Annotated in this window: 24 protein-coding genes; 9 read left to right on the forward strand and 15 right to left on the reverse strand. The window is 42.7% G+C overall.

What is annotated here, in order from left to right:
• The first annotated feature begins 111 nt into the window (after positions 1-111).
• The 3 genes from V6252_RS07555 to V6252_RS07565 all read left to right on the forward strand — a co-directional run bounded on the left by V6252_RS07555 (position 112) and on the right by V6252_RS07565 (position 2,517).
• On the forward strand, positions 112-1,629 hold the full coding sequence (locus V6252_RS07555; RefSeq protein WP_341609952.1) for an acyl-CoA desaturase: 1,518 nt from the start codon (positions 112-114) through the stop codon (positions 1,627-1,629).
• 143 nt (positions 1,630-1,772) lie between these two features.
• Positions 1,773-2,066 carry a GNAT family N-acetyltransferase gene (locus tag V6252_RS07560; RefSeq protein WP_341609953.1) on the forward strand — a complete coding sequence of 98 codons (294 nt, stop codon included), beginning with the start codon at positions 1,773-1,775 and terminating at the stop codon, positions 2,064-2,066.
• Between the two features lie 157 nt (positions 2,067-2,223).
• Entirely contained in the window at positions 2,224-2,517 is a 294-nt protein-coding gene (locus V6252_RS07565) for a 4a-hydroxytetrahydrobiopterin dehydratase (RefSeq protein WP_057757953.1), read from the forward strand.
• Positions 2,518-2,650: 133 nt separating this feature from the next.
• On the opposite strand, the gene V6252_RS07570 is transcribed toward V6252_RS07565, so the two are convergent.
• Positions 2,651-2,806, reverse strand: a complete 156-nt coding sequence (locus V6252_RS07570) for a DUF1328 domain-containing protein (protein WP_082624527.1) — start codon at positions 2,804-2,806, stop codon at positions 2,651-2,653.
• A gap of 502 nt (positions 2,807-3,308) precedes the next feature.
• Between V6252_RS07570 and V6252_RS07575 the strand changes: the two genes are divergently transcribed.
• Together V6252_RS07575 and V6252_RS07580 are read left to right on the forward strand one after the other, a co-directional pair.
• Complete coding sequence (locus V6252_RS07575) at positions 3,309-4,595, forward strand: saccharopine dehydrogenase family protein (protein WP_341609954.1); 1,287 nt, start codon at positions 3,309-3,311, stop codon at positions 4,593-4,595.
• Positions 4,596-5,346: 751 nt separating this feature from the next.
• Positions 5,347-5,925 carry a hypothetical protein gene (locus V6252_RS07580; protein ID WP_341609955.1) on the forward strand — a complete coding sequence of 193 codons (579 nt, stop codon included), beginning with the start codon at positions 5,347-5,349 and terminating at the stop codon, positions 5,923-5,925.
• Between the two features lie 118 nt (positions 5,926-6,043).
• On the opposite strand, the gene V6252_RS07585 is transcribed toward V6252_RS07580, so the two are convergent.
• Positions 6,044-8,590, reverse strand: coding sequence for a Tex family protein (locus tag V6252_RS07585; protein WP_341609956.1), 2,547 nt, complete (start codon positions 8,588-8,590; stop codon positions 6,044-6,046).
• 378 nt (positions 8,591-8,968) lie between these two features.
• Between V6252_RS07585 and ompR the strand changes: the two genes are divergently transcribed.
• Together ompR and V6252_RS07595 are read left to right on the forward strand one after the other, a co-directional pair.
• Complete coding sequence (gene ompR, locus V6252_RS07590) at positions 8,969-9,727, forward strand: two-component system response regulator OmpR (protein WP_057757943.1); 759 nt, start codon at positions 8,969-8,971, stop codon at positions 9,725-9,727.
• Positions 9,728-9,832: 105 nt separating this feature from the next.
• Positions 9,833-11,092 (forward strand): CobW family GTP-binding protein, encoded by a 1,260-nt coding sequence (locus tag V6252_RS07595; protein ID WP_425355868.1) that lies wholly within the window; start codon positions 9,833-9,835, stop codon positions 11,090-11,092.
• A gap of 253 nt (positions 11,093-11,345) precedes the next feature.
• On the opposite strand, the gene V6252_RS07600 is transcribed toward V6252_RS07595, so the two are convergent.
• The 4 genes from V6252_RS07600 to ubiG form a co-directional block, all read right to left on the reverse strand.
• Positions 11,346-11,612, reverse strand: a complete 267-nt coding sequence (locus V6252_RS07600) for a DksA/TraR family C4-type zinc finger protein (RefSeq protein WP_101204603.1) — start codon at positions 11,610-11,612, stop codon at positions 11,346-11,348.
• 155 nt (positions 11,613-11,767) lie between these two features.
• Entirely contained in the window at positions 11,768-12,604 is an 837-nt protein-coding gene (locus tag V6252_RS07605; RefSeq protein ID WP_341609957.1) for a YciK family oxidoreductase, read from the reverse strand.
• Positions 12,605-12,679: 75 nt separating this feature from the next.
• Complete coding sequence (locus V6252_RS07610) at positions 12,680-13,390, reverse strand: HAD-IA family hydrolase (protein WP_341609958.1); 711 nt, start codon at positions 13,388-13,390, stop codon at positions 12,680-12,682.
• A gap of 67 nt (positions 13,391-13,457) precedes the next feature.
• Entirely contained in the window at positions 13,458-14,285 is an 828-nt protein-coding gene (gene ubiG / locus V6252_RS07615; RefSeq protein ID WP_341609959.1) for a bifunctional 2-polyprenyl-6-hydroxyphenol methylase/3-demethylubiquinol 3-O-methyltransferase UbiG, read from the reverse strand.
• A 505-nt stretch (positions 14,286-14,790) separates the two neighbouring features.
• Between ubiG and V6252_RS07620 the strand changes: the two genes are divergently transcribed.
• Entirely contained in the window at positions 14,791-15,411 is a 621-nt protein-coding gene (locus V6252_RS07620; RefSeq protein WP_057757933.1) for a thiol:disulfide interchange protein DsbA/DsbL, read from the forward strand.
• A gap of 199 nt (positions 15,412-15,610) precedes the next feature.
• Here V6252_RS07620 and yjgA read toward each other — a convergent pair whose 3' ends face one another.
• The 8 genes from yjgA to mazG form a co-directional block, all read right to left on the reverse strand.
• Positions 15,611-16,123: a ribosome biogenesis factor YjgA gene (gene yjgA / locus V6252_RS07625; protein WP_057757930.1), complete on the reverse strand. Its 513-nt coding sequence runs from the start codon at positions 16,121-16,123 to the stop codon at positions 15,611-15,613.
• A gap of 49 nt (positions 16,124-16,172) precedes the next feature.
• The gene (gene rapZ / locus V6252_RS07630) at positions 16,173-17,138 is read right to left on the reverse strand and encodes an RNase adapter RapZ (protein ID WP_341609960.1); all 966 of its coding nucleotides are present in this window, start codon (positions 17,136-17,138) and stop codon (positions 16,173-16,175) included.
• Between the two features lie 51 nt (positions 17,139-17,189).
• Positions 17,190-18,092, reverse strand: coding sequence for a pantoate--beta-alanine ligase (gene panC, locus V6252_RS07635; protein ID WP_341609961.1), 903 nt, complete (start codon positions 18,090-18,092; stop codon positions 17,190-17,192).
• A 57-nt stretch (positions 18,093-18,149) separates the two neighbouring features.
• Positions 18,150-18,950, reverse strand: coding sequence for a 3-methyl-2-oxobutanoate hydroxymethyltransferase (gene panB, locus V6252_RS07640; RefSeq protein ID WP_341609962.1), 801 nt, complete (start codon positions 18,948-18,950; stop codon positions 18,150-18,152).
• Between the two features lie 119 nt (positions 18,951-19,069).
• Complete coding sequence (folK, locus tag V6252_RS07645) at positions 19,070-19,591, reverse strand: 2-amino-4-hydroxy-6-hydroxymethyldihydropteridine diphosphokinase (RefSeq protein WP_341609963.1); 522 nt, start codon at positions 19,589-19,591, stop codon at positions 19,070-19,072.
• Between the two features lies 1 nt (position 19,592).
• The gene (gene pcnB, locus V6252_RS07650) at positions 19,593-21,797 is read right to left on the reverse strand and encodes a polynucleotide adenylyltransferase PcnB (RefSeq protein WP_341609964.1); all 2,205 of its coding nucleotides are present in this window, start codon (positions 21,795-21,797) and stop codon (positions 19,593-19,595) included.
• A 166-nt stretch (positions 21,798-21,963) separates the two neighbouring features.
• Complete coding sequence (locus V6252_RS07655) at positions 21,964-22,338, reverse strand: ComEA family DNA-binding protein (protein WP_341609965.1); 375 nt, start codon at positions 22,336-22,338, stop codon at positions 21,964-21,966.
• Positions 22,322-23,188, reverse strand: a complete 867-nt coding sequence (gene mazG / locus V6252_RS07660; RefSeq protein ID WP_341609966.1) for a nucleoside triphosphate pyrophosphohydrolase — start codon at positions 23,186-23,188, stop codon at positions 22,322-22,324. Before mazG ends, V6252_RS07655 begins: the two co-directional genes overlap by 17 nt.
• A 138-nt stretch (positions 23,189-23,326) precedes the next feature.
• On the opposite strand from mazG, the gene V6252_RS07665 reads away from it, so the two are divergent.
• The gene (locus tag V6252_RS07665; protein ID WP_341609967.1) at positions 23,327-24,814 is read left to right on the forward strand and encodes a phosphomannomutase CpsG; all 1,488 of its coding nucleotides are present in this window, start codon (positions 23,327-23,329) and stop codon (positions 24,812-24,814) included.
• 101 nt (positions 24,815-24,915) lie between these two features.
• On the opposite strand, the gene V6252_RS07670 is transcribed toward V6252_RS07665, so the two are convergent.
• The gene (locus V6252_RS07670) at positions 24,916-26,301 is read right to left on the reverse strand and encodes a UDP-glucose/GDP-mannose dehydrogenase family protein (RefSeq protein ID WP_341609968.1); all 1,386 of its coding nucleotides are present in this window, start codon (positions 26,299-26,301) and stop codon (positions 24,916-24,918) included.
• Positions 26,302-26,337 lie beyond the last annotated feature (36 nt).

Genomic DNA, 26,337 nt, shown 5'->3' on the forward strand with positions numbered 1-26,337 from the left:
CAACCTATGAGAAATAAAAGACAAACGTCACTTTATAGGCTAAAACTCAGATAACTTATCAAACCGGATGCAGTGCTGCTTATTCATGCCGTTTCGGTTAAGGATTTATTTATGCGCTTATTACCACCTGTTACTACGCCACAATCTGCTGTGCCTATCTTGACGCCCCTGTCCGATGCACAGCTAGCGAAAAACGCGCCTTTGCCTTTGACGCCGCAAACGCCTTACTCGCAGCTTAATGATGAAGCAATCAATGATAGCGGTCAGCCAGACACATCGACACGGACTCGCTATCCAACAGTAACTGATGCCCCTTTATCAAAGTTTCAAAGTGATGCTTTAGCCGTAGAGCTCAATGCCCTGTACAAAAGCGTCATGGACTCGCTAGGTAGTGAGGATGCACGCTACATACAGCGGATATATGCCACCGTGGTATATAGTGAAATTATCGCCCGTGGTTTGCTTGCAGCGGCTGGGCGTATGCCATCGAAACGCAGTCTGGTCGCTACTTGGCTACTAGGTACGTCTTTGCTTAGCTTTAGCAAAATATTGAATAATATGGAGCTGGGTCATAACGTCATGCATGGTCAATATGACTGGATGCAACACCCACACCTTAATAGTCAAAAATTCGATTGGGATATTGTCTGCCCTGCTCCATTATGGCAACACTCTCATAATTATTTACATCATACTTTTACCAATATTGTAGGTCGTGATCATGACGTAGGCTATCACTTGATTCGAGTGACTGACGAGCAGCCTTGGACGCCAGAAGATCGCTACAATATGTTTAGTACAGCGGTACTGGCATTTGGCTTTGAATGGGCAGTAGCCTTTCATGATATCCAAATCAGTGCAGATGAATACGCTGACTCCCCTGATTTGCACAAAATCATGCAGCAAAAGTCTCGCGCGTTATTTGCCAAAATTGGACGACAAATAGGCAAAGACTATATCGCACTGCCGTCTGTGGTAGCGCTGACACTAGGTCGTTGTAGCGCCTTTAGTACGCTGAGCGGTAACATGACTGCCAACACTGTCCGTAACCTATGGACGTGGGCGGTAATTTTTTGTGGGCATTTCACTGAGCAAGCGCATATCTATATCCATCTCGATGCCAATGAAAGTAAAGGCGACTGGTATGTACGCCAGATCCTTGGCTCTAGCAATATCAAAGGCAGCAAATGGTTTCACCTTTTAACAGGTAACTTGTCCCACCAAATTGAGCATCATATATTTCCTGATATGCCAGCTGCCCACTATGCAAAGATTGCGCCGCAGGTACAGGCCATATGCCGTAAGTATGGTTTAAGCTATAACACTGGCCGCTTTGGCACACAACTCAAGCAAGTACTCGGACGTATTTATCACTTTAGCAAACCTAGTGAAAAAGAGTGGCAAGCCTATGTACAGTCAGTGGAAAATGCAGATAATACTACTCTTAAAGATGATAGATCAGCGGCCAATTTAGAAAACAAATTAGAAGACAAATTAGCGATAGAAAACACTAGTGGTTTCACTCGCTTTTTGCCTCCAGTCGTTCGTAAAGCCATATCCTATGCATGTGGTGACATATTCAGATTTGCAACCAGATACGGCCATGATAAGGTAGGACAACAAACATAGGTGACGTTAACAGTCGTCCTATCTACCATTACGGTAAGCGTCTAGATTATTAAGCATCAAACCTACATACTAAACTGGCACTATTAAATTAATAAATATTTAATTCATAATAAAAATTTGATAATAAGAAATGGAGTATATTAATGAGTAACCAAACCTCTAAACCAAATCTAGAAATCGTTCATAATCAAGCAGCGAACCGCTTTGAGACATCTATCGATGGTCAGACAGGTTATATTAGCTATCAGGAAAGTGCTGACAAGTTGGTCTACGATCATACTATCGTACCGCAGCAATTAGGCGGTCAAGGCGTTGGTTCAGCCCTCGTTAAGCACGCGCTTGATTATGCGCGTGAGCAAGACAAGAAAGTGGTACCGCAATGCTCATTTGTCGCGTCATACATTAGCAAACATCCTGAGTATCAAGATTTAGTTTAATTGGCTACGTAGTTAGGTTCAATTACTTCGTTAACGAGACTCAGTTAAGTGATATCAGGCGAAGCAGAAAAATATGTAGATATTTATTTCGCATAGGAGACATACCCCAACACCACTTTTAATAAACCAATTCGACATAACAATAAAGGTTATTAATATGAGTAGTTTATCTGACAAACAAATCAATCTACAGCTAGAAGAGCTTGCTGGCTGGCAACGTGACGGCAATAGTATCGTCAAAACCTATCATTTTAGCGATTTTATCGAAGCTATGAGCTTTATGAATCAAGCGGCATTTCATGCTGAAGCGCTTGAGCACCATCCAGAATGGCGTAATACGTATAATATCGTGGAGGTTCGTTTAACCAACCACGATACAGGCGGTATCTCTAGTCTAGATATTCGTTTAGCCAAACGTATGGAGCATATTATTCAGCCCAAACGGTTGTAGTAGCAAGTCTATAACGTATGCCTTGATGCCGATTATCTTTGCTCTGTACAAATTACCCTAGTTGAAGCAGACAAAAAAAGACCCTCAATTGAGGGTCTTTTCTATAGTAATTATTTATAACTATAAGCCGTGTCTACATCTTACGACTGACAAAAGCAACGATAAACAAAATAACAGCGACTGCTAAGAAAATGTATGCCAAATTAGCAGACAATCCTGCGACACCGCCAAAACCTAGGAAACTCGCTAATAATGCGATTACTGCAAAAATAATAGCCCAACGAAACATAATCTTCTCCTCAAATAATGGTAAAAAACAGATATTAGAATTTATATAGCATCTATTTAACTTGTTTTTATCTAATGCTAGTTATTACTGTTTACGCTTATAGATTAGCAATGTTCGTCTCTAAAAAACGTTCATTTTAGTAATAATATCGGTAGGTTATGTAAAGTTTGTAGTAACTGTTGATATCTCATACCTCTTTTTCTTTAATAGATGATATTTTCAAAATAGAATTATATTTCTGAATGCAACGTTATTTAACTGAGAGTTCTTAAAGTAAGCGCTTTTTACCTGAATGTCCTTTTATTGAATACTCTTTTACTGAACGCTACTCTTCCAATTGCATGCAGAACTATTTTAAATTTCTAACGTTATACGTGATGTTGTATGGGAGGTAGGCTGCAAACTATAAACTGTAGCGACCTCACAAACCCCTAACCTAATCAAACGACTTGGTTTATAGTTTACTATCCACCTATTCTCAAATCTATTAAGGACAATACATATGGATACCAATACGGATACTGAAAACCCTACACAAAAAACCAGCGGCGACACACGCCCTTATGCAGTTGTTCTATATGGCGCGACAAGTTTCGTCGGTCAGATCACTGCCCACTATTTAACCAATTTTTTATCAAATAATAAGAACGAAGATGGCTCGAACGTATCATGGGCGATCGCAGGTCGTGATGAAGACAAGCTCAACAAGCTACAAGCCAAACTTGAGAGTAAGGTAGACATTATTATCGCCAATAGTAATGATGCTGCCAGCCTTGATAAGATGACAAAGCAAACTCAAGTCATCATCTCTACTGTAGGCCCATATCTGAAATATGGTGAGCCACTGATTAAATCCTGTGCTGAAAACGGTACAGATTATGTCGATCTTACTGGTGAGGCCATTTTTATCAAAGATATGATGGATAAATACCAAGATACTGCGAAGCAAAGTGGTGCCCGTATTGTTAATTCTTGTGGCTTTGACTCTATCCCATCAGATTTGGGTGCGTACCTCACCCAAGCCAAAGCAGAAGAAAAATTCGGCGAGACCTGTAATGTCATCCATATGCGTGTCAAAGCAGCGAAAGGTGGTATCTCAGGCGGTACTATCGCATCGATGGCATCAATATTTGAAGAAGCTGGTGAGGACAAAGCACGTCGCAAACAAGTGGCCAATCCTTACTTGTTAAACGATGATTCTGATGCACCAAATGTACGTCAGGATAATGTTAGCAAACCAGTATATGACAGCAATCATAAGCGCTGGTTAGCACCGTTCGTCATGGCGACTATCAATACGCGTATCGTCCATCGTACTAACCAATTGCTCAGCTATGAGTACGGTCGCGATTTTAAATATGATGAAGCGATGTGGATGAAAGATGGCGTCAAAGGAAAACTGTCTAGCTATGCCATGAGTGCAGGTTTACTAGGCTTTGCCACTGCAATGATGATTAAACCAAGTCGCGAGTTACTATCCAAGCACGTCTTACCAAAAGCTGGCTCAGGCCCTTCTAAGGATGAGCAAGAAAACGGCTACTTTGATATTCGTCACTTTGGACAAACGGCCAATAATGACACTATTACCGTTAAAGTAACAGGTGATAGAGATCCTGGTTACGGCAGTACCTCTCGTATGATTTCGCAGGCGGCATTATGCTTGGCACAAGATATCAGCAAAGAGGACGTTGGCGGTGGGTTCTGGACACCAGCATCTGCGATGGGAGATAAGCTAATAACACGTTTAGAAGCGCATTCTGGTCTTAGCTTTGAAGTGATTGATAGTTAATCTATTGAATGATAACAAAGGCTCAATGTTTTTATGACCGTATCTTGGTTTCGAGATACGGTTTTTTATTACCTACTTTAAAATTTCAGCTAGGATTAAATTGAGAACAACGTATTTTTTTGGTGAACAATGTTTCTGTTTCCCAATTATTTAATACTTTATGATACTAACTACTAATCTAATATTGCTACTATCGTTTTATAAATATTGTAGAAAAATTATATGTAAACATTAGTTTAATTAAATGTATATCATCAAAAAACTTATGTACTAAAATCTGATAATTATCTAAACACTGGTTTTGAATTATAAATAAAAACTACTGATAAAAGTCTCTATAATACTGACAAATAGCACTCAAAAAAGCTATTAATAACAATCAGCTAAGTTCAAATAACAATTATAAGCAATCAAACATTCATATTTTTAATACTAGAAACGTCAGTAGATATCTATTATCAGCAGACTCATTTATTAACAGCTTTAATAACACAATCAACCTTTGCTACTAATGAGTTTTTGGAAGATCTAGAAGTTAAAATATCAGCTAGACTTAAAGTATGACAGTTTCATAACGTCACAAGAAAACATTAAACTGTTAGAACCTTAATGAGTTTGCTACTGAAATATAAACTACATCGTTGATAATTTGCATACAGTATTTACAGACACATTTGAATGAAAACAGCTCATCATTAAATATGAGTTATCATTTTTAACTATTGCTAATTATGTATCATGGAGTTTTATAATGAAAAAGAATGTTTTATCACTAATCGTCGGCGCTACCCTTGTACTACCAACTATGGCAATGGCGGCACCCGTTAACAATAGCGATCTAATGCCAGCAGATATGCGTAATGCTGCTGTCGAGAGCACTGTGCAAGCCGAAATAGAAGGTCCTGATGGTGAGTTGCTAGCGACTCAACCTGGCGCTGTAGATGTCGAAGCGTCAAATGCTGCTGATGTCGATATGGACATGAATAATGAAGCAGATGAAATGAACGACGAAACTGACGATATGGATAATGAAGCAAGCAATGATAACGCAGCTTTGATGAATAACACTCAGGCAACAACCAATGCGGCAGCAATGACTAATGCTACAACTGCTCAGGCTCCTGTCCATAACGCTCAAGCGCCTAACATGCAACACAGCAATGCAGACTATCAGCCTTTAATCGCTGGTGAAGCGGCTACTGAAAACAAAGTTGCAGATGCTGCTAGTACGTTGCAAGAAAAGAAAAAAGACAAGCGTGGTGAGTTATTAGCTACTCAGCCAGCAAACGTACAGTTTAAAGAAAACCGTCGTATCGCTGTATCACGCTAAGCAGATAGTTAGTTAGTTTGTTTGATTAGTTTGTAAGCGTATTACTTATATAAAAAGGCAGCCATATGGCTGCCTTTTTTTATACTAAACTATAAATTTTGGCTGTTGTTAGCAGTGTTTATTTCTTATTTTTAGTCACACCAGCTTCTTGTAATAAAGCACCGAATGTACCCATTTTACTTGGGGCTTCAGCTTTATCATTTTTCACTGGCTTACTACGATTGCTCGCGTTGTCTTTATCCTGACGCTTGCCACGTGGCTTAGAAGGACGTTTGTCAGCAGCTGGACGGCTATTATTTGGACGGTCACTATTTGTATTATTATTGCGCGGACGGCTGGTTTTCTCACCATCTGTACTAGCTGTCGTAGACTTGGCAGCCGTACGGACAGGTTTTTCAGATTCAGGTTTCATGCTAAAGCCGATACGACCACGTTTTTCATCGATAGAGATAACCCGTACCGATACGATATCACCAGGTTTGACACGATTCATAGGATCTGCGACAAAGTCATTGGCCATCTGCGAGATATGTACCAGACCATCCTGATGCACACCGACGTCAACGAAACAACCGAAAGCCGTTACGTTGGTGACTACCCCTTCTAACGTCATGCCTTCGCTCAAATCTTTGATACTATTGACGTCATCACGGAAATTGGCCGTTTTAAACTCAGGACGAGGATCGCGAGCAGGTTTAGCAAGTTCTTCGATAATCGCTTTTACGCTGACATTATCATCGTTAGCAGCCAATGTAGTCGTATCGATAGTGTTTAACACGCCGTCATTACCGATGATTTCTGACAACGGTTTGCCCGCTTGTGCGAGTAAACTATCGACCAATGCGTAGCTCTCTGGATGCACACCAGTGGCATCTAATGGATTGCTACCATTATGAATACGCAAGAAACCAGCTGCTTGCTCAAATGTCTTAGCGCCTAGACGTGGGACGTTTTTGAGCGCTTCACGACTATCAAATGCACCGTGCTCTTTGCGATAGGTGACAATTTGCTGCGCCACATTGCGGTTAAGACCTGCGATATGAGCTAAGATAGCTGGACTGGCTGTGTTTACATCCACACCCACGGCATTCACGCTATCTTGAGTTACTTTATCAAGACTGTCTGCAAGCTGGTTTTGATTGACGTCATGCTGATATTGACCCACGCCAATGGCTTTTGGATCAACTTTAACAAGCTCTGACAATGGATCCTGCAAGCGACGCGCGATAGAAACCGCTCCGCGTACAGAAACGTCTAGATTGGCCAGCTCATCACTAGCAAGTTCACTCGCTGAATAAACAGACGCACCCGACTCATTAACGATAACAGCTTTGGCTTTTAATGCATCATTCGCGGCCAAAATCTCTTTAATCATCGCATCTGTTTCGCGACTTGCCGTACCATTACCGATAGCGACCAAGTCAACGTGATAAGTGCTCAACAGCGCATCGATGACTTTCTTGGCTTCATCCATCTTATTATCAGGTGCAAACGGATACACTGTCGCTATGACAGGCTTCTCTTCGCTATCTGACATCACATGACCTTGCGCATCGACGACAGCCATTTTTACGCCATGACGGATACCAGGATCGACACCCAAGATTACTTTAGGGCCTGCAGGTGCAGACATTAGCAAATGCTGTAAGTTGCTAGCGAACACATCAATCGCATCCGCTTCTGCGGCTAGGCGCTTTTCAGTTAACAAGCGGTGCTCGATATGCGGACGCCATTTGTCTTTCCACAAGCTACTGGCTGCCTCTGACAAAAACTCACGGCGGGCTGCTGGCGCTTTGGCATCAACATCGAAATGATTGATAATTTTTTCGATAAATGGTGCGTCTTCGCCTTCAATCTTTAGACCCAAGACGTTTTCTTGACGACCGCGCAACATTGCTAATAGGCGATGATTTGGCAGTCGAGCAAGGCTTTCGCTATGCTCAAAGTAGTCTTTGAATTTTTCGCCAACTTCGCGCTTTTCTTCGCTCGCAACGCTCGATACGATACTGGCAGTTTTGGCAAAACCACTGCGTAAGTTGTCCAACAAGCCCAATGCTTGTGTCCATTCATCAACGATAATCGCTTGTACGCCAGCGAGTTGTTTTTCGATATCGCTAAAATCAACCTCAATTTCATTACCACTGTCATCAGTGATACTTGACTGGACTTGATAATCAGCCAAGGCATCTGTCGGAGTGATTTCTTGGGTCAAGACCGCTTGGGCAGCAGTATCAAGACCCGCGGCACGAGCTTTGGCAGCAGGTGAACGACGACGCGGACGATATGGCAGATAGATATCTTCAAGCTCAAGCTTAGACGTCGCATTATCGATACGCGTCTGTAGCTCATCGGTCAGATTGCCCTGTGTGCTTAGCAGCTCAGTAATTTTGAGACGACGTGTTGCCATGTCACGCTCGTAATTAAGCGACTTCTCTAAAGCACGCAGCTGCGCATCATCAAGATTCTGAGTCTTTTCTTTGCGATAACGCGCAATAAAAGGAACCGTCGCGCCTTCATCATAAAGTTTGACAAACGCATTGACTTGAGCAGTCTTAATGCCAAGCGCGCGAGCAAGCTTGTCGTGAATATTCGCGTGTGTGGTTGCATCTAAAACCTGTGCATTTGTCGAGGTTTGAGATGACGTTAAGGTATCAGTGCTACTCATATACGTATCAATCGTTGAGAAATGTAGCTTTGCATTATAGCAAAAGCTGCATGAATAAAAATCCTTTTTATCTTTTCGTTATTTATTGCGCATTTTAGGACGCAAATCGTTCTATATCACACATCCTATGGACTTGTTAAACAAACGCATACAGCATTTATTATCATGGGTGATGCAATTCTCGGTGCAATCTTATACACTAAAGTATCAATAACACAAATATTGATATGTGCTGACATATTGAACAATAGTTTTTAATTTTATGAAGTGCTTATTCGTAACCAATAATTAAATAATGATAATTAGTGGCAGTGTTTTTGCTCATAGCTATTTACTTGTAGTTTCTGATAACAATAATTTTTATAAAAGGATGCCTGTATGACTGATAACAACAGCCCTGACACGTTGACTCAGCGTATTTTAGTCGTCGATGACGATGCTCGTCTGCGCTCTTTGTTGCAACGCTTCCTAGAAGACGACGGTTTTGTCGTTCGTACCGCTCATGACGGCAGTCAGATGGACAAACTCATGCAACGTGAGCTTTTCTCTTTGGTCGTACTCGATTTGATGCTGCCAGGCGAAGACGGTATCAGTATCTGTAAGCGTCTGCGCGAGGACAATGCAGATATTCCTATCATTATGCTGACTGCCAAAGGTGGCGATGCTGACCGTATCGCAGGTCTAGAAGCGGGTGCAGATGATTATCTGCCTAAGCCTTTTAACCCGAAAGAGCTATTGGCTCGTATTAAAGCTGTACTACGTCGTCAAAACCGTGAATTGCCAGGTGCGCCAAGTCATCAAATGGAAGTGGTCGAATTTGGTCCATGGACACTAGATTTATCGACTCGTACGCTCAAACGTGATGGCAACGTCGTCACTTTGACGACAGGTGAGTTTTCAGTACTAAAAGCGCTCGTACAGCATCCACGTGAGCCATTGACTCGTGATAAGTTGATGAACCTTGCTCGTGGTCGTGAATGGGGTGCGATGGAGCGTTCTATCGATGTCCAAGTATCACGTCTGCGTCGTCTGATTGAAGACAACCCTTCACAGGCGCGTTATATCCAGACTGTATGGGGCGTGGGCTATGTGTTCGTTCCTGATGAAGCTGAGGTAGAAACCATCAAGAGTGAATAACTTTTGACTGATCTAATTCCTTTTAACTTTTGACTGATCTAATTCCTTTTAATATAGGCCGTGTTTGTTTATTCACAAACACGCGCCAATATGATGAGCCTATTTGTGAAAAACCCAATTATTTTTCAAAACTTACCCTGCACGTTAGTGACAGGGTTTTTAGGTGCTGGTAAAACTACCGTAATTAATCAGTTACTGGCCACAAAACCTGACGATGAACGCTGGGCTCTCTTAATCAATGAGTTTGGCCGTATCGGTATTGATGGCGCACTCCTAGCCAGCTCCCAAGACAACGATCTTGAGCAAAAGAATATTGCCATTCGTGAAGTCAGTGGTGGCTGTATTTGCTGCACCAGCCAGCTGCCCTTACAGATTGCAATCAGTCGTCTGCTCAGTGACCATCATCCACAGCGATTGTTAATCGAGCCCACAGGATTGGCACATCCACGTGAGCTGATATTACAACTCAGTGCGCCGCATTGGCAAACTGCCCTAAAAATGAATGCTGTCATAACCGTGCTAAGTGGCGAGCAGTGGCAACAGATTAAGTATCGTGATCATGATGGTTTTCAAGCGCATGTCCGTGATGCCGATGTGCTGATAATCAATCGTTATACCCAATTAGATACTAGCGAAAAACAAACCTTGGTAGAATGGATAACCACGCTAAATTCGCAAGTAAAAATCATTTGGGCAGCATCAGGACTAACAGCATCTGAGACAACAGATTCATCGGATGTCCATTCATCAGATAAGTTTGTAGCAAATAAACTTGTAGCAGGTACATACTCGACTACGTTAAACGACCAACTGAATAAGCCCAGCTCTATCATTTCGAAACAACGAAAAGTCAGTATCTCTAATCCTACAAAATCGATGATTGGTTTACAGTCTCAAGCCAATTCTTTAGCAACTGTGCCATCATCGAGTCTATCTACCGATGAGAGCGAGGCTCAGGCCAATCCTCAGACCAGTGCTGATAGTGATCTGCCCTATCGCTACCATGAAGAGCAGCAAGATTTTCAATTGGCTGGATGGCGATTACCTGCACACTACATACTAAACGCTGACGATTTACAGGATTGGTTATTAGCACTGCCAAACTGGCAACGCATCAAAGGCGTGGTACATACTTCTGATGGCTGGATGCAGATCAATTTTAACCCTGGTAGTCTAACCACCAAAACCATTGACCCACAGACTGATAGTCGATTGGAAATTATTTTGCAATTAGGCAATACTGTCGATACAAATTCTATCGATAAAGCTACAGAAAAATCAGAAACTGAGAATGATGCCAAAGCATCATCAATATTGATAGATTGGGAAAAGTGCGATCGCGAACTGATGGCACTGGTTATATAGCAACAGACAAAACAAGGGCGGACATTGCTATTCTATCTAGCCATGTCCGCCCTTTCTTTTTTCAACGCAACTAGGGCGTGTCCTCATTTTAAAAATGGTGATAAAAATGAGATAAATCGCAGTCAAACAAGGAAAATAGCGCAGATAATATAGAGATATTAGTCAGCTATTTGACGCTGTTTGGCAAGATTTAGCCATTTCTAACCCGTCCAGATGACTATCGATTAAATTGAGGACACGCCCTAACTATTTCTTAACGCAATTGGCTATCTTTACTACCACGACGATTAAACAGCTCAGCCGCTTTTGCTTCTTGTTCAAGCTCCGTCTGGCAGCTAACACAATGCTGAATACCGGGCACTGCCAGTCGCCTTGCCTCTGGAATAGGTTTACCACATTCGTCACACAGCTCAGCACTTACACCTGTCGGTAACGAACGTCGCGCGCGTTCCAATGCATCATTTACCGTTGCATCCATTTGTTCGTGCTCAGCACCATCTCTTGACCAGCCACCTGCCATAATCTTATCCTATTTTTTTATTCATTATAATTAGAAAATACAAATGTCTTTAATAACAAATAGATGGGGCTAGCTATGGTTAATTGCAACCTGCGATAATTTACAGAACCATCAGTAAAGAGTAATAAAGTCGATTCAACTCAAAAACCTCACTGCTAGTCTTTTGGTTGTAGCTCAATCACTTGACCGCGTACGGCAATACTTTCATCACTCATCAGACAGACATAGCCTGCCATGATATCTTCAGGTGTTTTTAAGCTCATAGGGTTTTCACCGGGATACGCATGCGCGCGCATATTGGTACGAGTACCACCTGGATTAACGCAATTAAAACGTAGATTGGTAGTGTTCTGAGTCTCTTGAGTAAAGATATCACTCATACCTTCCACTGCTTGTTTGGAAAGTGCATAAGCACCCCAAAATGCGCGAGGATGTGTACCTACAGTGCTAGAGGTGAAAACAACAGAGCCATGATCAGCATCTTTTAATAGCGGCAATAGCGCTTGAGTCAGCATAAAAGTCGCTGTGAAATTGACTTTCATCACTTGGGCAAAAGTATCGACGTCATACATCTCAAGCGGCGTCAGTTGTCCTAATACACCAGCATTATGCAAGATACCATCTAACTGGCCGACTTCTTTATTGATTAGCCCTTCGAGCTGCTGCATTTCAGCGTAAGTCGCCCCTTCTAGATTCATCGGCAACATAGCAGGCTGCTTACCACCAAGGCTCTCAATCTCATCGTAGACGTATTCAAGCTTGCTACTAGTGCGGCCTAACAATAAGACAGTGGCGCCATAACGAGCATAGGTCAATGCCGCAACACGACCAATACCATCCCCTGCTCCTGTTACCAAAATAGTCTTACCATCTAGGCAGTTACTTGACGGTACAAAGTTACGAATATCATCATGAGTCAAAGGCTGAATAGGACTTTGAACCGTTTTTTTATCGTCTTTTGGGTCGATTAGTTGATTATTATTGTCACTCATGGCATTGCTCACTACTTATCATTAAATCGTTGAGGATATGTGCTTATGGTTGTAAATCTGGTGATATATAGCAGTCTATAAATACTCAAATTTACCAGACGATAGCAGTAATTTATTTAACTGCTCAGGGGTATCCGTAATATAGTCAGCGCCCCATTTTTTCAAAGACTTTTGATCTTCAGGTGGAATATATCCATAAGCGGCCAAAATCGTTGGCATACCAGCGGCGTTGCCAGCTTCAATATCACGTACATGGTCACCGACATAAAGTACGCAGCCTGCCGCCCCTCTCGGAATACCAAGTTTTTCTAGCGCCATATACATTGGCTCTGGGTCTGGCTTGGTACGTGATACATCATCTGGACAGACCAAAACCGCACAGCGTTGATCCAGTTGCATCTCACTTAATAGCTTTTCAGCTAAATAACGTGGTTTGTTGGTAACGATACCCCACGGCACACCCTTTGCTTCAAGCTCTGTCAGCACCGCTTCAAGCGCCTGAAACACGCAGCTATCGACACAGATACCTGCTTCATAATCATCTAAGAACTGCTGACGAAACTCAAGCAATGCTTCCTCGCTGACTTCGAGTTGATCGTTATGTCTTAGCATCAATTGCACCATGGCTGAGGCACCGGCAGAGACTTGCTCGCGGATTTCCGCTTCAGGCGGTGCCTGCCAGTCATTTTCGAGACTCATTTTACCAATGATACGAACAAAATCAGCAGCAGTATCGATTAATGTCCCATCAAGGTCAAATAAAACAGCTTTTACAAATTGGGTCATAGTGAATGCTCTTGAGATTGATGACGTGTTTAGTGAAAGTATGGCAAATAAATGGCTGCGTGCAGCATCAAGCCAGTGGCTTTTGTACGGCTATCATATAATTAACATCGACGTTTTGGGCAAGCCAGTAGCGTTTGGTCAGCGGATTATAATGCAAACCGATAATATCCTGACGAACAAATCCAGTATTGAGTGCCATTTTGTCTAATTCTGCTGGCGTAATAAATTTAGCATAGTCATGGGTGCCGCGATCAAGCAACCGCAGTACATACTCTGCACCAACAATGGCAAACAGATAAGACTTAGGATTGCGATTAATCGTTGATAACACACAGACACCGCCAGGAGCTAACAACTCATAACAAGCCTGCACAATCGAGCTAGGATCTGGCACGTGCTCTAGCATCTCCATGCACGTCACCACATCAAACTGACCAGCCTGTGTTTTTGCCAACTCTTCAACAGGTATATGTTGATAACGAAGCGTATTCTCTAACTGGCTTTGCTCTGCATGTAACGCAGCAGCTTTTAAGTTTTCTGTACCTAAATCAATCCCTGTCACATCAGCACCGCGGCGAGCCATAGATTCTGACAATATTCCGCCGCCGCACCCTACATCGAGTACTTTTTTGCCAGCAAGTCCTTGCTTAGCGGTTTTATTAGCAGCGTGTTGATAGCCACGTTTGACGTTTTCTTCTATCCAGTTTAAACGTAATGGATTGATCTCGTGTAGCGTTGTAAACGCCCCTGTGTTGCTCCACCACTCACTCGCCAAGTTATTAAATTTTTCGACTTCGCTAGGATCTACGTTGATGGTGGTAGACTCTGTACTATTGAAAGCGCTATTATTATTTTGATCATTTGAAGTTGATGAAGAATTTAAAGCAGAGCTCATGGTATATTCCTTGATTGTCACTATCGTTATTATCGTTTACAGTGCACGATTATGTGCTTAATATTAGCATGAGAGTAGCAGTTTTGTCGTAAGCACATCGTCAGCGATTGTGAATAAGCTTAAACTTTACCCTGTTTTTTGGGCAGTATCTTGATATAGAAAAGATGCATATCTTCGTGACAATATCGCATCCTGATACTTTTAAATCTCTTAAATTCCATATAGAAATAAAGCAGACCTTTGAGAAACAGTAGGTTCAGAAAGTAACAAGCAATATACCTTAAATAATAGCTAACAGCTTTACAACTATCGGTTAAGAATGCGATTCACAAGTACATACATTTTACGTTATCATAGTCGATACTTTGCTATTGTTCGATTATACTCGACACTGTCTGGTTTAGACGCTTTAAAAGCTATATATTTTAAAGTGTCACATGTTTTACAACCATATAGACACCAACCTCTTAACCCATTCTAAGTCTCCACACCTCAAGGATAAAGTATGAAACGTGTCATCACACTGACTGGTCTAGCCATGGCCATTGGACTTGCCTCTATGGGCGCACAAGCTGCAGACTATGTCGCTGGAAAAGATTACCGTGTGCTAGACAACCCAGAGAAAATCAGCGGTGATGCTATCATTGTTCGTGAGTTCTTTTGGTATGGTTGTCCACATTGTAATGCGCTTAACCCGCACATGGAAAAATGGGCAAAAACTAAAGACAAAGACGTGGCATTCTTTAAGACACCAGCGGCACTTAACCCTGTTTGGGAAGCCAATGCACGCGGTTTCTATGCGGCTCAGCTTTTAGGCTTTGAAAGCAAAACTCATGACGCATTATTTGACGCTATCCATAAAGATGGTAAGAAACTGTTTGATCAAGCGTCACTAAGCAAATGGTATGCATCAAAAGGTGTTGATGAAAAGAAATTTAACAGCCTATATAACTCATTTGCCGTTGGTACAAAAATTGGTCGCTCTCAAGAAGGCGCCAAGCGTTATCAAATCACTGGTGTTCCATCTGTCGTTGTACAAGGCAAATATGTGGTAACTGGTGAAAATGCTAAAGTCGCTAAAGTTGTTGACTATTTAGTTGACAAAACTCGCGCTGAAAAGAAATAATTCGAGTAATAAGCACTTGAATAACTCACATGACGTACAGCATATCTGTATGTCGTGCATAAAAAAGCCAATCATATATTGATTGGCTTTTTTGCATCTTAATCTTTTAGTTATACATCTTTTAATTACTCATTTTTTAACTACTAATCTTTCAACTAATAAAATTCTAATTAATAGATTTCTAGCTTGGTTATAAATGTTATTTCTTCAGCTGCGATAAAATAGCCACTTCACGAATATAACTTGCCAAATCTGCTTTAGATTCTGCTAGCAATTCATCATCTTGCATGTGTTTGGCATACTCTATCCACAATAATAACTGATACATACTGTGGTGCTCAGAAGCTTTATACTGCTTCACAAACTGCTTGAGCGTACCTTCATCATTGATATTCAGGCGCTCGTACCAGCTCTCTATTTTTGAGACTTGCTCTTTAGGAAAAAAGGCATCAAATAGTGCCTTTATCAGCTCATGACGATTTTCTTCAATCATCAGCTTGCCAACACGTTTGGTCTGACGGTTGCGAGCATTGGCGCTGGTAATATCAGCCAATGCCATTAACTCTGCCATAAAATAATCACTGGCAGGTAAGGCTTTTAGCTGTTTTTTCGATAAGCTAGCAAGCGGTATAGATAATTGCTGCAAGCGCTCATGGGCTTTTTTGAGTTCTGTGCGCGAAACGCGCATGTCCTGTTCTTTCCAGTCGATCATAAAAGCTTTCCAAAATAATAATTAATAAATTAAAGAGTGTCTGATATCACTACCAACGACTTTTTTCGCGGTGTTTTGCCAATACCTTCACGCCTTTAGGCATGGCGTCAGCAAGGCGGCGTTGTAGATGATCAGTGATAAAAACAGAGCGATGTTTGCCGCCCGTACAGCCTATGGCAACCGTGACCGTATGACGATTATTGTGCAAAAACTCTGGTAGCCAACGGGTCAAAAACTTATCGATATCACCCATCATTTCTGCTACTTCTGGATAATCTGAGAAGAATGCGCCTACTTCGGTATCTAATCCTGTCGAGTCACGTAACTCAGGGTTCCAATGCGGATTCGGTAAAATTCTAACATCGAATACAAAGTCAGCATCAATAGGGCTACCGTATTTAAAACCAAAGGACAGTAGATTGATGACAATCTGATTGTCCATGCCTATGTGTTCACGCAGGCTGTCTTTTAACTGATGAATATTTAGGCTACTGGTATCAATCCTAATATCAGCATGACTAGCAATTGGCTCTAATAGCTCAACTTCTTTTTTGATAGCAGCAGGTAAGTTGAAAGTAACATGCTTAGCATTATCACTATCGAGATCTTGTGACATTAGAGGATGTACGCGTCGCGTCGCATTGAAACGAGCTATCAGCGTACTCTCTTGTGCAGTCACATATAAAATCTGTACCGCATGAGACCCATAAGTCTCCTTGAGAGAAGCATATGTCACTGCAAAGTTAGATAAATCAGCACGTGGCGTTCGAATATCGACACCCAGCGCAATACGATGAATGCCGCTTTCATTGACCAGTTTATGAGCAGCATTAGGTAACAAAGACAGCGGCAGATTATCAATAGAGTAATAGCCTAGATCTTCTAAGATATTCAATACTGAGGTTTTACCAGATCCTGAACGCCCTGAGACCACCAGTATACTGAGCTTATCCGTAGACGTCTGATCCGCTATCGTTGCTGCCGCATTACTATTTTGATCCTGACTTACACCCATGATCTACTCATCCAAGTCTATTGTATCTAGTCTACTGCTATGTCATAAAAGCTAATTTACCATTACCAACTGATTGTCCAACAAACGCGCTTTTCCTAGCCACGCTGCGACTAAAATAACGATATTTTTGTTTTCTATATTAAAGGTTTTAGAGTCACTTACGATAGAACCTAACTCCTCAGTCTTTATTTCCAGATAATCAATAATAAAACCTGCGTCACTAATACGTGTCCGCGTATCTACTAATAGCTTATCAAATGCTTGTTGACTAAGAGCCGTACTTTTCAAACTCTGCGCTAATTCTTGCAATGCTTGATGTAATACAGGGGCAGCTTGACGCTCATTTGCACTTAAGTATTGATTACGCGATGATAGCGCTAAGCCATCATCAGCACGAACAATAGGTGCACCAATGATATTAATAGGATAACTCAAGTCACGTACCAATTGCTTAATGATAGCAAGCTGCTGATAGTCTTTTTGTCCAAATACTGCCACATCTGGTTGTACGATATTGAATAGTTTAGCGACCACAATACCAACACCATCAAAGTGTCCAGGACGTGATTGACCACATAACTGATTGGCAACAGCACCAGCTAATACAGCAGTAGGTGGTGGTAATACTGGATACATTGCATCAATGCTAGGTGCAAACACATAATCTGCATTCACTGTCGCAAGCTTAGCCACATCTGCATCTAGTGTACGCGGATAGCTGTCAAAATCTTCCCCAACGCCAAACTGAGTGGGGTTAACGAAGATACTGACCACCACTACATCTGCATGCTGTTTGGCAATCTTTACTAGCTCGAGATGACCGTCATGTAGATTACCCATCGTTGGTACTAGCGCAATGCGCTGCTGACGGACTTGTTTGTCACGTTGCTGACCACGATAAGGCTGCAGCGCTTCACGTAGTGACGAGATATCATGATAAATAATTGGAGACATGATTACTTTTCTTCTATTCAGACGTTCTTTTTTTCAATAGCTTAAACAACTTCAAAATCAGCTAAATTGGTGCTGCTCAGTCGGGAAACTACCTTCGCGTACTGACTGCTGATAGAGCGCAAAAGCACCTTCGATACTGTGTGTACTATTGCGCTCATCGGTTAAAAAGTCATGAATAAAACGTGGAACTCGGCCATGCGCCATACCTAGCATGTCATGCATAACCAATACCTGGCCATCAGTATCGGCTCCAGCACCAATACCAATAACTGGCACAGCAACAGCTTCAGTAACGGCTTTTGCAAGCTCAGCAGGCACACACTCTAGTACTAGTAATGCAGCACCAGCATCGACGACTGCTTTGGCATCGGCAAGTAGTTTATTAGCCGCTTCATCACCGCGACCTTGAATTTTATAGCCACCAAACACGTTCACAGACTGCGGGGTCAAACCAAGATGTACACAAGTTGGTGTGCCTGCTTGTGCCAAGGTCGTTACCAATTCACCCAGCTCGCTACCGCCTTCGATTTTTATGACATGCGCCCCTGCTTGCATCAGCATGCGGCTATTAGCAACGGCTTCTGGCAATGTCACATAACTCATAAATGGTAGGTCAGCTAATATCAACGCGTGCTTGTTACTACGGGCAATATTGGCAGTGTGATAAGCCATATCATTAACTGTCACAGGTAGTGTCGAGTCATGACCTTGTACAACCATGCCCAAGCTATCCCCAATTAAAATCGTATCAATTTCGGCTTTTTCCATCATTCGTGCAAACATCGAGTCATAACAGGTCAAGCACGTGAACTTGGTACCGTCTTTTTTAAACTTATTTAGAGTAGATAATGTTGTCATATGACCCTCAATTAATCTGCAATGCCTTTGATTATCAATATTGCTACTATTCTAGCTATGATTGAGATGTCTCAGACCAATCTCCCAATCATCTATCACTTAGCATCAGTTACTTATAATCAATCGCTTGATAGTAATGTTAAACCTGTCCAATCGCGACTTTGTGAATAGTCACTTATCAACTTACCTGCGATGGTTAAGTGTGGTGCCAACTCTCGCAGTGGTATTAAGACAAAATTGCGATCACCTAAGCCAGCATGCGGTATTGTCAGTGTTGGATCAGTAATCTGCGTCTCACCGTATAGCAAAATATCAACGTCCAGACTACGTTCGCCCCAACGGCGCAAACGTGCCCGCTTGGCCATACTCTCTAACTGCTGACAAAAAGCAAGCAGCTCGTAAGGGGCAAACGTTGTCTCAAAACCAGCCACTGCATTGACAAAATCTGGTTGGTCTTGTGGACCCATCGGTGCTGAAGCGTAAAAAGAAGAGACACTTACTTCGCGCACCTGCTTATGTGCTCGCATCATTGCAAGCGCCTGCTGCAAATGATCGGTAGGCGAACCCAACTCATTAGCGAGGTTGCTACCCAAGCCCACATAACAGGTAACCCAGTTACTATGATCTGTACTGTTATCCATATTATACGCTTTCAGTACTAGGCTGACGGCGGCGGCGCTTCGATGGTACAGGGCCTTTGTTATCAATGACTTTCACAGCAGGCATGTGAGCATTCGTATCTTGCTTCGCTTTAGCAGCCTTTGCAGTAGTTGCTTTCACCGATTTCTTGGCTCTCGCAGGTGCAGCAGTTTTTGTAGCGTCTTTGCTATCTACTGCCTTGCTAGCTACTTCCTTTACACTTTTAGTATCGCTTTTATCAGTTGATTCAACTGCAGGTTTAGGCGCTTTTTTCGCATACTTCGCTGCTGGCTGCGCTTTATCATTACTACCTTGTACTTCGATGTTGCTCACACTATCTACAGTAGGTTGACGACGGCGACGCTTATGCGGGATCGGCTCGTTATTCATACTGACTAGCGCAGGTGATCTTGCGATCGAGCGAGCTGGTCTAGCTGATGCCTGAGCTTCTGGCTGGTCAGTATTAGACGGCTGAGTGCTACTATCTACGCGCTCGGCTTTAACCGCTTGCTTTGGTGCATCTTGATTGGTTGATGCTGGCTTTCGCACAGGTGCTTTGCTGTGCTTCAACGTATCATCAGCTGACAGTTGCTTCTGCAATGGCGGTACAACGTTCTCGTGCTCGATAACAAATAACGGCTTAGGCTTTGCCTGTTGATTTGCCGATTGTTTGTTATTAGCAAGAGACAACTGCTGCAACTGAGCAAGCTCGTTATTGTCTTGCTCTATTTGCTGCACGCCGTGTCTTCCGCTGTCATTGCGACTAGCTTTAGATTGGCTGGCAGCACGGCGACGACGGGCTGGAATATTTGACGAATCATTTACCATTGTTTGATCATTTCTACCTTTTTCAGCACGGTCATCGGCTTTGTTTTGCTTTGTACTGTTCTGATTGGGTGCTGCATTATCAGTAGTCTGTGTTTTTGATTCTTGACGGTTACGTCCGCGACCACGTTGCCCTTTTTTATAAGCACCTCGGCGAATATTTTCGTCAAATTCATCAATCGCCTGCTGCTGCTCTTGTTCAGATAAGGTTTGATACGTCTGCCACCAGTCACCCATATCGTTGGTTGACTCTGATAGCGGATGCTCAGCATCGCCACATTGCTCACGCAACAATAAAAAGTCAAAGCCCGCACGGAAGCGCGGATGCTCAGATAGCTGAACGATTTGTTTGCTACGCGGGGCTGCAAGTTTCGGCTGCAATATCCAAATATCACGGATAAATTGCTCAGCAAATTTAGGAATAGCGGTTTTTATACGCTGACGGTCAATGACTTTGCCAGCAGCATGCATTTGCGCTTCGGCAAACGGCATATTACGCTTCTTAGCTTTTGCCAATTGATGTAGGTAATTTTCCCATAGTAAGGCAGCATAGAAGAACGCAGGATTGATACTTTTGCCCGCCGCAATACGCTTATCGGTATTGATAGCTACCTGATTGACTAAAGCGCTTGGCTCAGACGGTGGATAGATAATGAGACTATCAATCGCACCTGATTCAAACAATAATGGCAATAGGGGTACTAGATAGCCGCCGGTAAACATCTTTTGCGTTTCATCATAGAGACGATGCGGTGATATTTGCTCAAGCAGCGCCCAGTTCCCGTCATTAAATTGCGCGGACAACGCTTCATCAAACTCAAAACCTAACTTGGCTTTGAAACGTAAGGCACGGAGCAAACGCACAGGATCTTCTTCGATACGTACTGGCGCATTGCCCAATAGACGAATGATTCTGTTATCAATATCATCAAGCGCGCCGCAGAAATCATGAACGATGCCTTTGAGCGGTTGATAATAAAGCGCATTAATAGAGAAGTCGCGACGGGAGAAATCTTGTTGAATATCGCCCCAAACATTGTCGCGCAGAATCATACCATCTTGATTGGTATTGGCATCACTGGTTGGTGGACCACGGAAAGTAGCAACTTCAATCAACTCGCGACCTGAATATACATGCGCCAACTGGAAGCGGCGACCGATAATGCGGCAGCGCTTACCAAAGACATCTTTAATCTCATGTGGCTTGGCATCAGTGACGGCGTCAAAGTCTTTCGGGCGCAGACCTAATAAAGTATCGCGCACACCACCACCGACGATATACGCATCAAACCCAGCACGGGTCAATGTGGCAATCACTTCAGTAATGGAATTGGGTAATTCAGATTTGTTCAGTTCTAACTGCTTGGCGGCACGCTCGGCCATGCATCTACTCCTCGCCGGTATTCTTTAACTACCCCTGAATAACACAGCGTTTATCAGGCGGATGTACCCGCTAGTTTAACAAATTTTGGACCTACTGGGGGTGTTATGACATTTACTTACATGCTATTTTGTCAATATTGGGGTTAATTAATGCAAAACACCATAATTAATCACGCACGCTTAAACGTCTTTGGTTTTTCTCGACTGTTTTTGCACCGATACCTTTCACTTTTGCTAACTCATCCACTGTCTTAAAATCACCAAACATATCACGATATAAAATTATCGCCTGCGCTTTACTGCTGCCGATACCATCTAACGAAACAAGTTCACCTTCATTGGCTCGATTGATATTGATGACTTTTTGCTCACGCGCTTGTGTAACAGCTTTTTCTTTTGCGATCAAATACTCATAGGCACGCTGAGGGTCGTCAAAACAAGGATCTGCGTTGGCGTTATTGAGTGCGACTACAGATAATAGGAGACTAAAAGCTGTGGTCGTCAGTAAGTTGGCAAATGAAAATTTACGATGAGCGTTCATGTTGTTTCGCCGCTTCCCACAGTGCATCCATTTCTATTATATCGCTGTCTTCAATACGCTTGCCAGCGAGTTCTAGCTGCTCCTCAATATAACCAAAGCGAGATTTAAACTTGTGCACGCAAGTTAAGGTAGCCGCTTCTGCATCCAAATTTAATTTGCGTGCGACATTGACCAGCGCAAACATACAGTCGCCTAATTCTTTTTCGACCTCTCTGATGTTAGCTTTGACCTCAGCTGTAGACTTATCTGTTAGCTCATGTTTTAGCTCAGCAATCTCTTCGTCTAACTTGTCTACAGCACCTGCAATACCTTCCCAGTCAAAACCCAATTTTGACGCTTGCTTTTGTACATCTTGCGCCTGCATCAATGCGCTACCCGCTTTGACTTGATCTAAGCGACGCTTTGATTTACCACGTGCTTCGCGTGCCTGCTGCTCCTCAAGCTTGATTTCGTCCCAGCGTACTTTTACTGCCGCATCGTCTTTGAGCGTTTCGGCTTCAAACACATGCGGATGACGGCGAACCAGTTTTTCTTGTAAGGTCGTAATGACATTACTCATATCAAAGCGCCCTTGCTCCGCATACATCTGACAATGAAACACCACTTGCAGCAGCACATCGCCAAGCTCACCTTTGATGTCCTCATCATCATTGCTTTGTACCGCTTCGCCTAGCTCATAAGCCTCTTCAATGGCATACGGAATAAGGCTATGGTTGGTTTGCTTTTTGTCCCACGGACAGTCTGCCCTTAGTCGTGCCATCAACGCTAACAAATCATCAAGCTCGCCAGTGGCGTCTGGCGTTCCTTGTACAGGCTTAGGCACGGTAATTTTATTGTCTGAAATACTCATAAGTGCGGCTCTTATCGTTTTATATGTTGTTTGATGATTCGTCTAATAGTTAGTGTATCATTGAACACAGCTTGGCTTATAATTGTGCTACTGACGTTTTCATTTTACCATCGCTCATGCGCGAGGAACTTTATCATTATGTCCACTTCTGCGACCACCAGCTATCAACCAGCTGCGACATTCGACCCTATTACTATCAGCTCATTTAAGGCCTATGACATTCGGGGTGAGCTTGGGGTCAATCTCGATGAAGAGATTGCCTACCGTATCGGGCGCGCGTTTGCACAGATTTTGTATCAGCGTTATCAGGCAACGGCTCAAACTCAAGCCGCTGATATAGCAACTCTAAAACCTGCTATCGTTATCGGTAGTGATATTCGCCACTCTAGTGAGCAATTAAAACAAGCCGCTATCAAAGGCATCGTTGATGCAGGCGTTGATGTTATTGATTTGGGCATGAGTGGTACTGAAGAAGTATATTTTGCTACCAGTCACTATCAGGCGTTAGGTGGTATCGAAGTGACTGCCAGTCATAACCCTATCAATTATAATGGCCTAAAACTGGTTAAAGAACATTCAAAACCAATCAGCGCTGATGATGGTTTGGCAGAGATTCAAGCACTTGCAGAATCTGGGCAGTTCACTACGGATAATCAATCAGGCAAATTACAGTTATTGACGGATAAAAGCGCGTACATCGATCATGTCATGACTTTTATCGATACTGATAAACTAAAACCACTTAAACTGGTCGTTAATTCAGGCAATGGTAGTGCAGGTCCTGTGGTCGATTTATTAGTTGATAAATTAGCACAAGCAGATGCACCGATTGAAGTGATTAAATTGCATCATACACCAGATGGTAGCTTCCCTAACGGCATCCCCAACCCTATGATCGAAGCCAATAGAGTGGCTACCCAGCAAGCCGTTTTGGAAAATAACGCTGATCTTGGTATTGCTTTTGATGGTGACTTTGATCGCTGCTTTTTATTCGATGAACGTGGCGAATTTATCGATGGTAGCTACATCGTTGGTATGCTCGCTCAAGCCTTTTTGAATAAATATCCAAGTGAATCAATCGTCTATGATCCGCGAGTGATCTATAATACCGAAGCAGTGATAGAGGAACACAACGGTAAGGCTGTCATTAGTAAATCTGGACACTCATTTATCAAGCAAGTCATGCGGGACTCAGGTGCTGTATATGGCGGTGAAATGTCCGCGCATCATTATTTCCGCGACTTCTTCTATTGCGATAGTGGCATGATTCCATGGTTATTGACCATTGAACTGTTGTCTATCACTGGTAAAACACTATCCGAATTGGTCACAGGCTATATTGCCGCCTATCCTAGCTCAGGTGAACTAAACTTTCGTCTTACAACCTATGACGCACCAACAATTATTAGCGCAATTGAAGATAAATTCAGCAACGAGCAACCAATTAAATCAACACTCGATGGTTTAAGTCTGAATTTTGGTGACTGGCGCTTCAATCTGCGTGCATCGAATACCGAACCGCTTATCAGATTGAATATTGAAAGTCGCGGTGATCAACCGTTACTGGCTGCTAAAACTCAAGAAATTCAGCAATGGCTAGCAACGCAAGGTGCCGTACCAGCATAAAGTGATTACCCCAGTAAAATAATTCTGATTGTCAGTCGAAAAAGGCTCGCTAATGAGTATTAGCGAGCCTTTTTTCTATACACAGAAAACCTTAAATCAAACTATTTAGTTCGACCAATACCCGTATAGACACCTACTAAGCTATTAATTTGCGAGCGTGTCAGGGCATTTTGCGCATCAAATACTGGCATGGCTTGTTGATTGATTTTGCCAATATCCAATTGATCTCGTGGTGACCAACTAACGATGAAAATAGCATGGGTATCGCAAAGCTGTTGATAGGGACTAGTAATAAGCTCAAGCAAAGGTTGTTGTTGATAGAGCTCGGCAAGTTCATGCTGTGCCTTATCGCTATAAACCAGTGTGCGAATATTATAAGACCACAGTAATGCTAACAACGGATGGATAGCTGAACCAGCGGTACGTCCTGAACCTGATTTATAACTACCGCCCCAAATCGTGACTGTTTTATTATCAATGAACCCATCAAAATACTGCCAAAATTTACGGAATATCAGCTCTTTTTGATCTTCATTGATATGCACGATAGATTGTAATAGAGGCATATCTAAGCTATGCGTATAGCTTGACTGCTGCAATTTAGCCAGCTCAGTGGGCAAAGTATTACCACCGAAGCCCCACCCTGCTTTTAGATAACTACTACCTACCCGCTCATCCAATCCCATAATGCGACTGACTTGGCTGATATCGACATTTTGACTATCAGCCAAACGTGACATCTCATTCATAAAGCTCACTCTAGTCGCTAGCATCGCCATGATACTACTGCGGGCAAACTCTATCGTTGCGATATCCGCATGATGAGTAGCGCGTGCATGCTGCATTAAAGGCTTCAACACATCTAAGTGCTGGCTACTACTTGCTGTCTTTTCACCCAGTAGCCATAACGAAGGGTTCAGCATCGAGCTATAAGCATCGCCATCTTGTAAGAATACAAATGGCACATAATAGACCCAAGCACGCTGTAAACGCTGAGCCAATCCTGCTATATGGCCTAATTGCTCAATGCCGCTCATAATCACAGGTAGCGCCTGCTGATGGCTTTGATTAAACGCGGTAATCCAACTGTCTTCTATCCATGCTAGCTTGACACTGTCTAAAAATAACCAATAAAGCGTCACTGTACTTTGAGCATCAGTTTCGTTATGACCAGCTGCTTCATAGCCTTTTATTAGCATATCGGCACTAACTGGTAATTCCTTACTAATAATAACCTGCTGCTGCTCATACATTTGCCATAGCGCTTGCAGATGATGCTCAAAACCATACTGTTGTATCTGCTGCGTCAGTAGCGCTTTGTCTGCGTAAAGATGTACACACTGACCGAGACTTGCCAGCACCACTGCGCTGGTAATTGCCTCTATGCTGTGACCAATAAGTACACAAACTGTAGAATCAGATAACTGGTTTGGTTCAGATTTGTTGTTATATTTATTCATATGGCTACCATCTAGAGCCGTCTCCATGAGCGTGCTTTCCTATATTATTGACACACCACTATC

It is taken from the genome of Psychrobacter proteolyticus (assembly GCF_038155145.1).
Classification (GTDB): Bacteria; Pseudomonadota; Gammaproteobacteria; order Pseudomonadales; family Moraxellaceae; genus Psychrobacter; species Psychrobacter proteolyticus_B.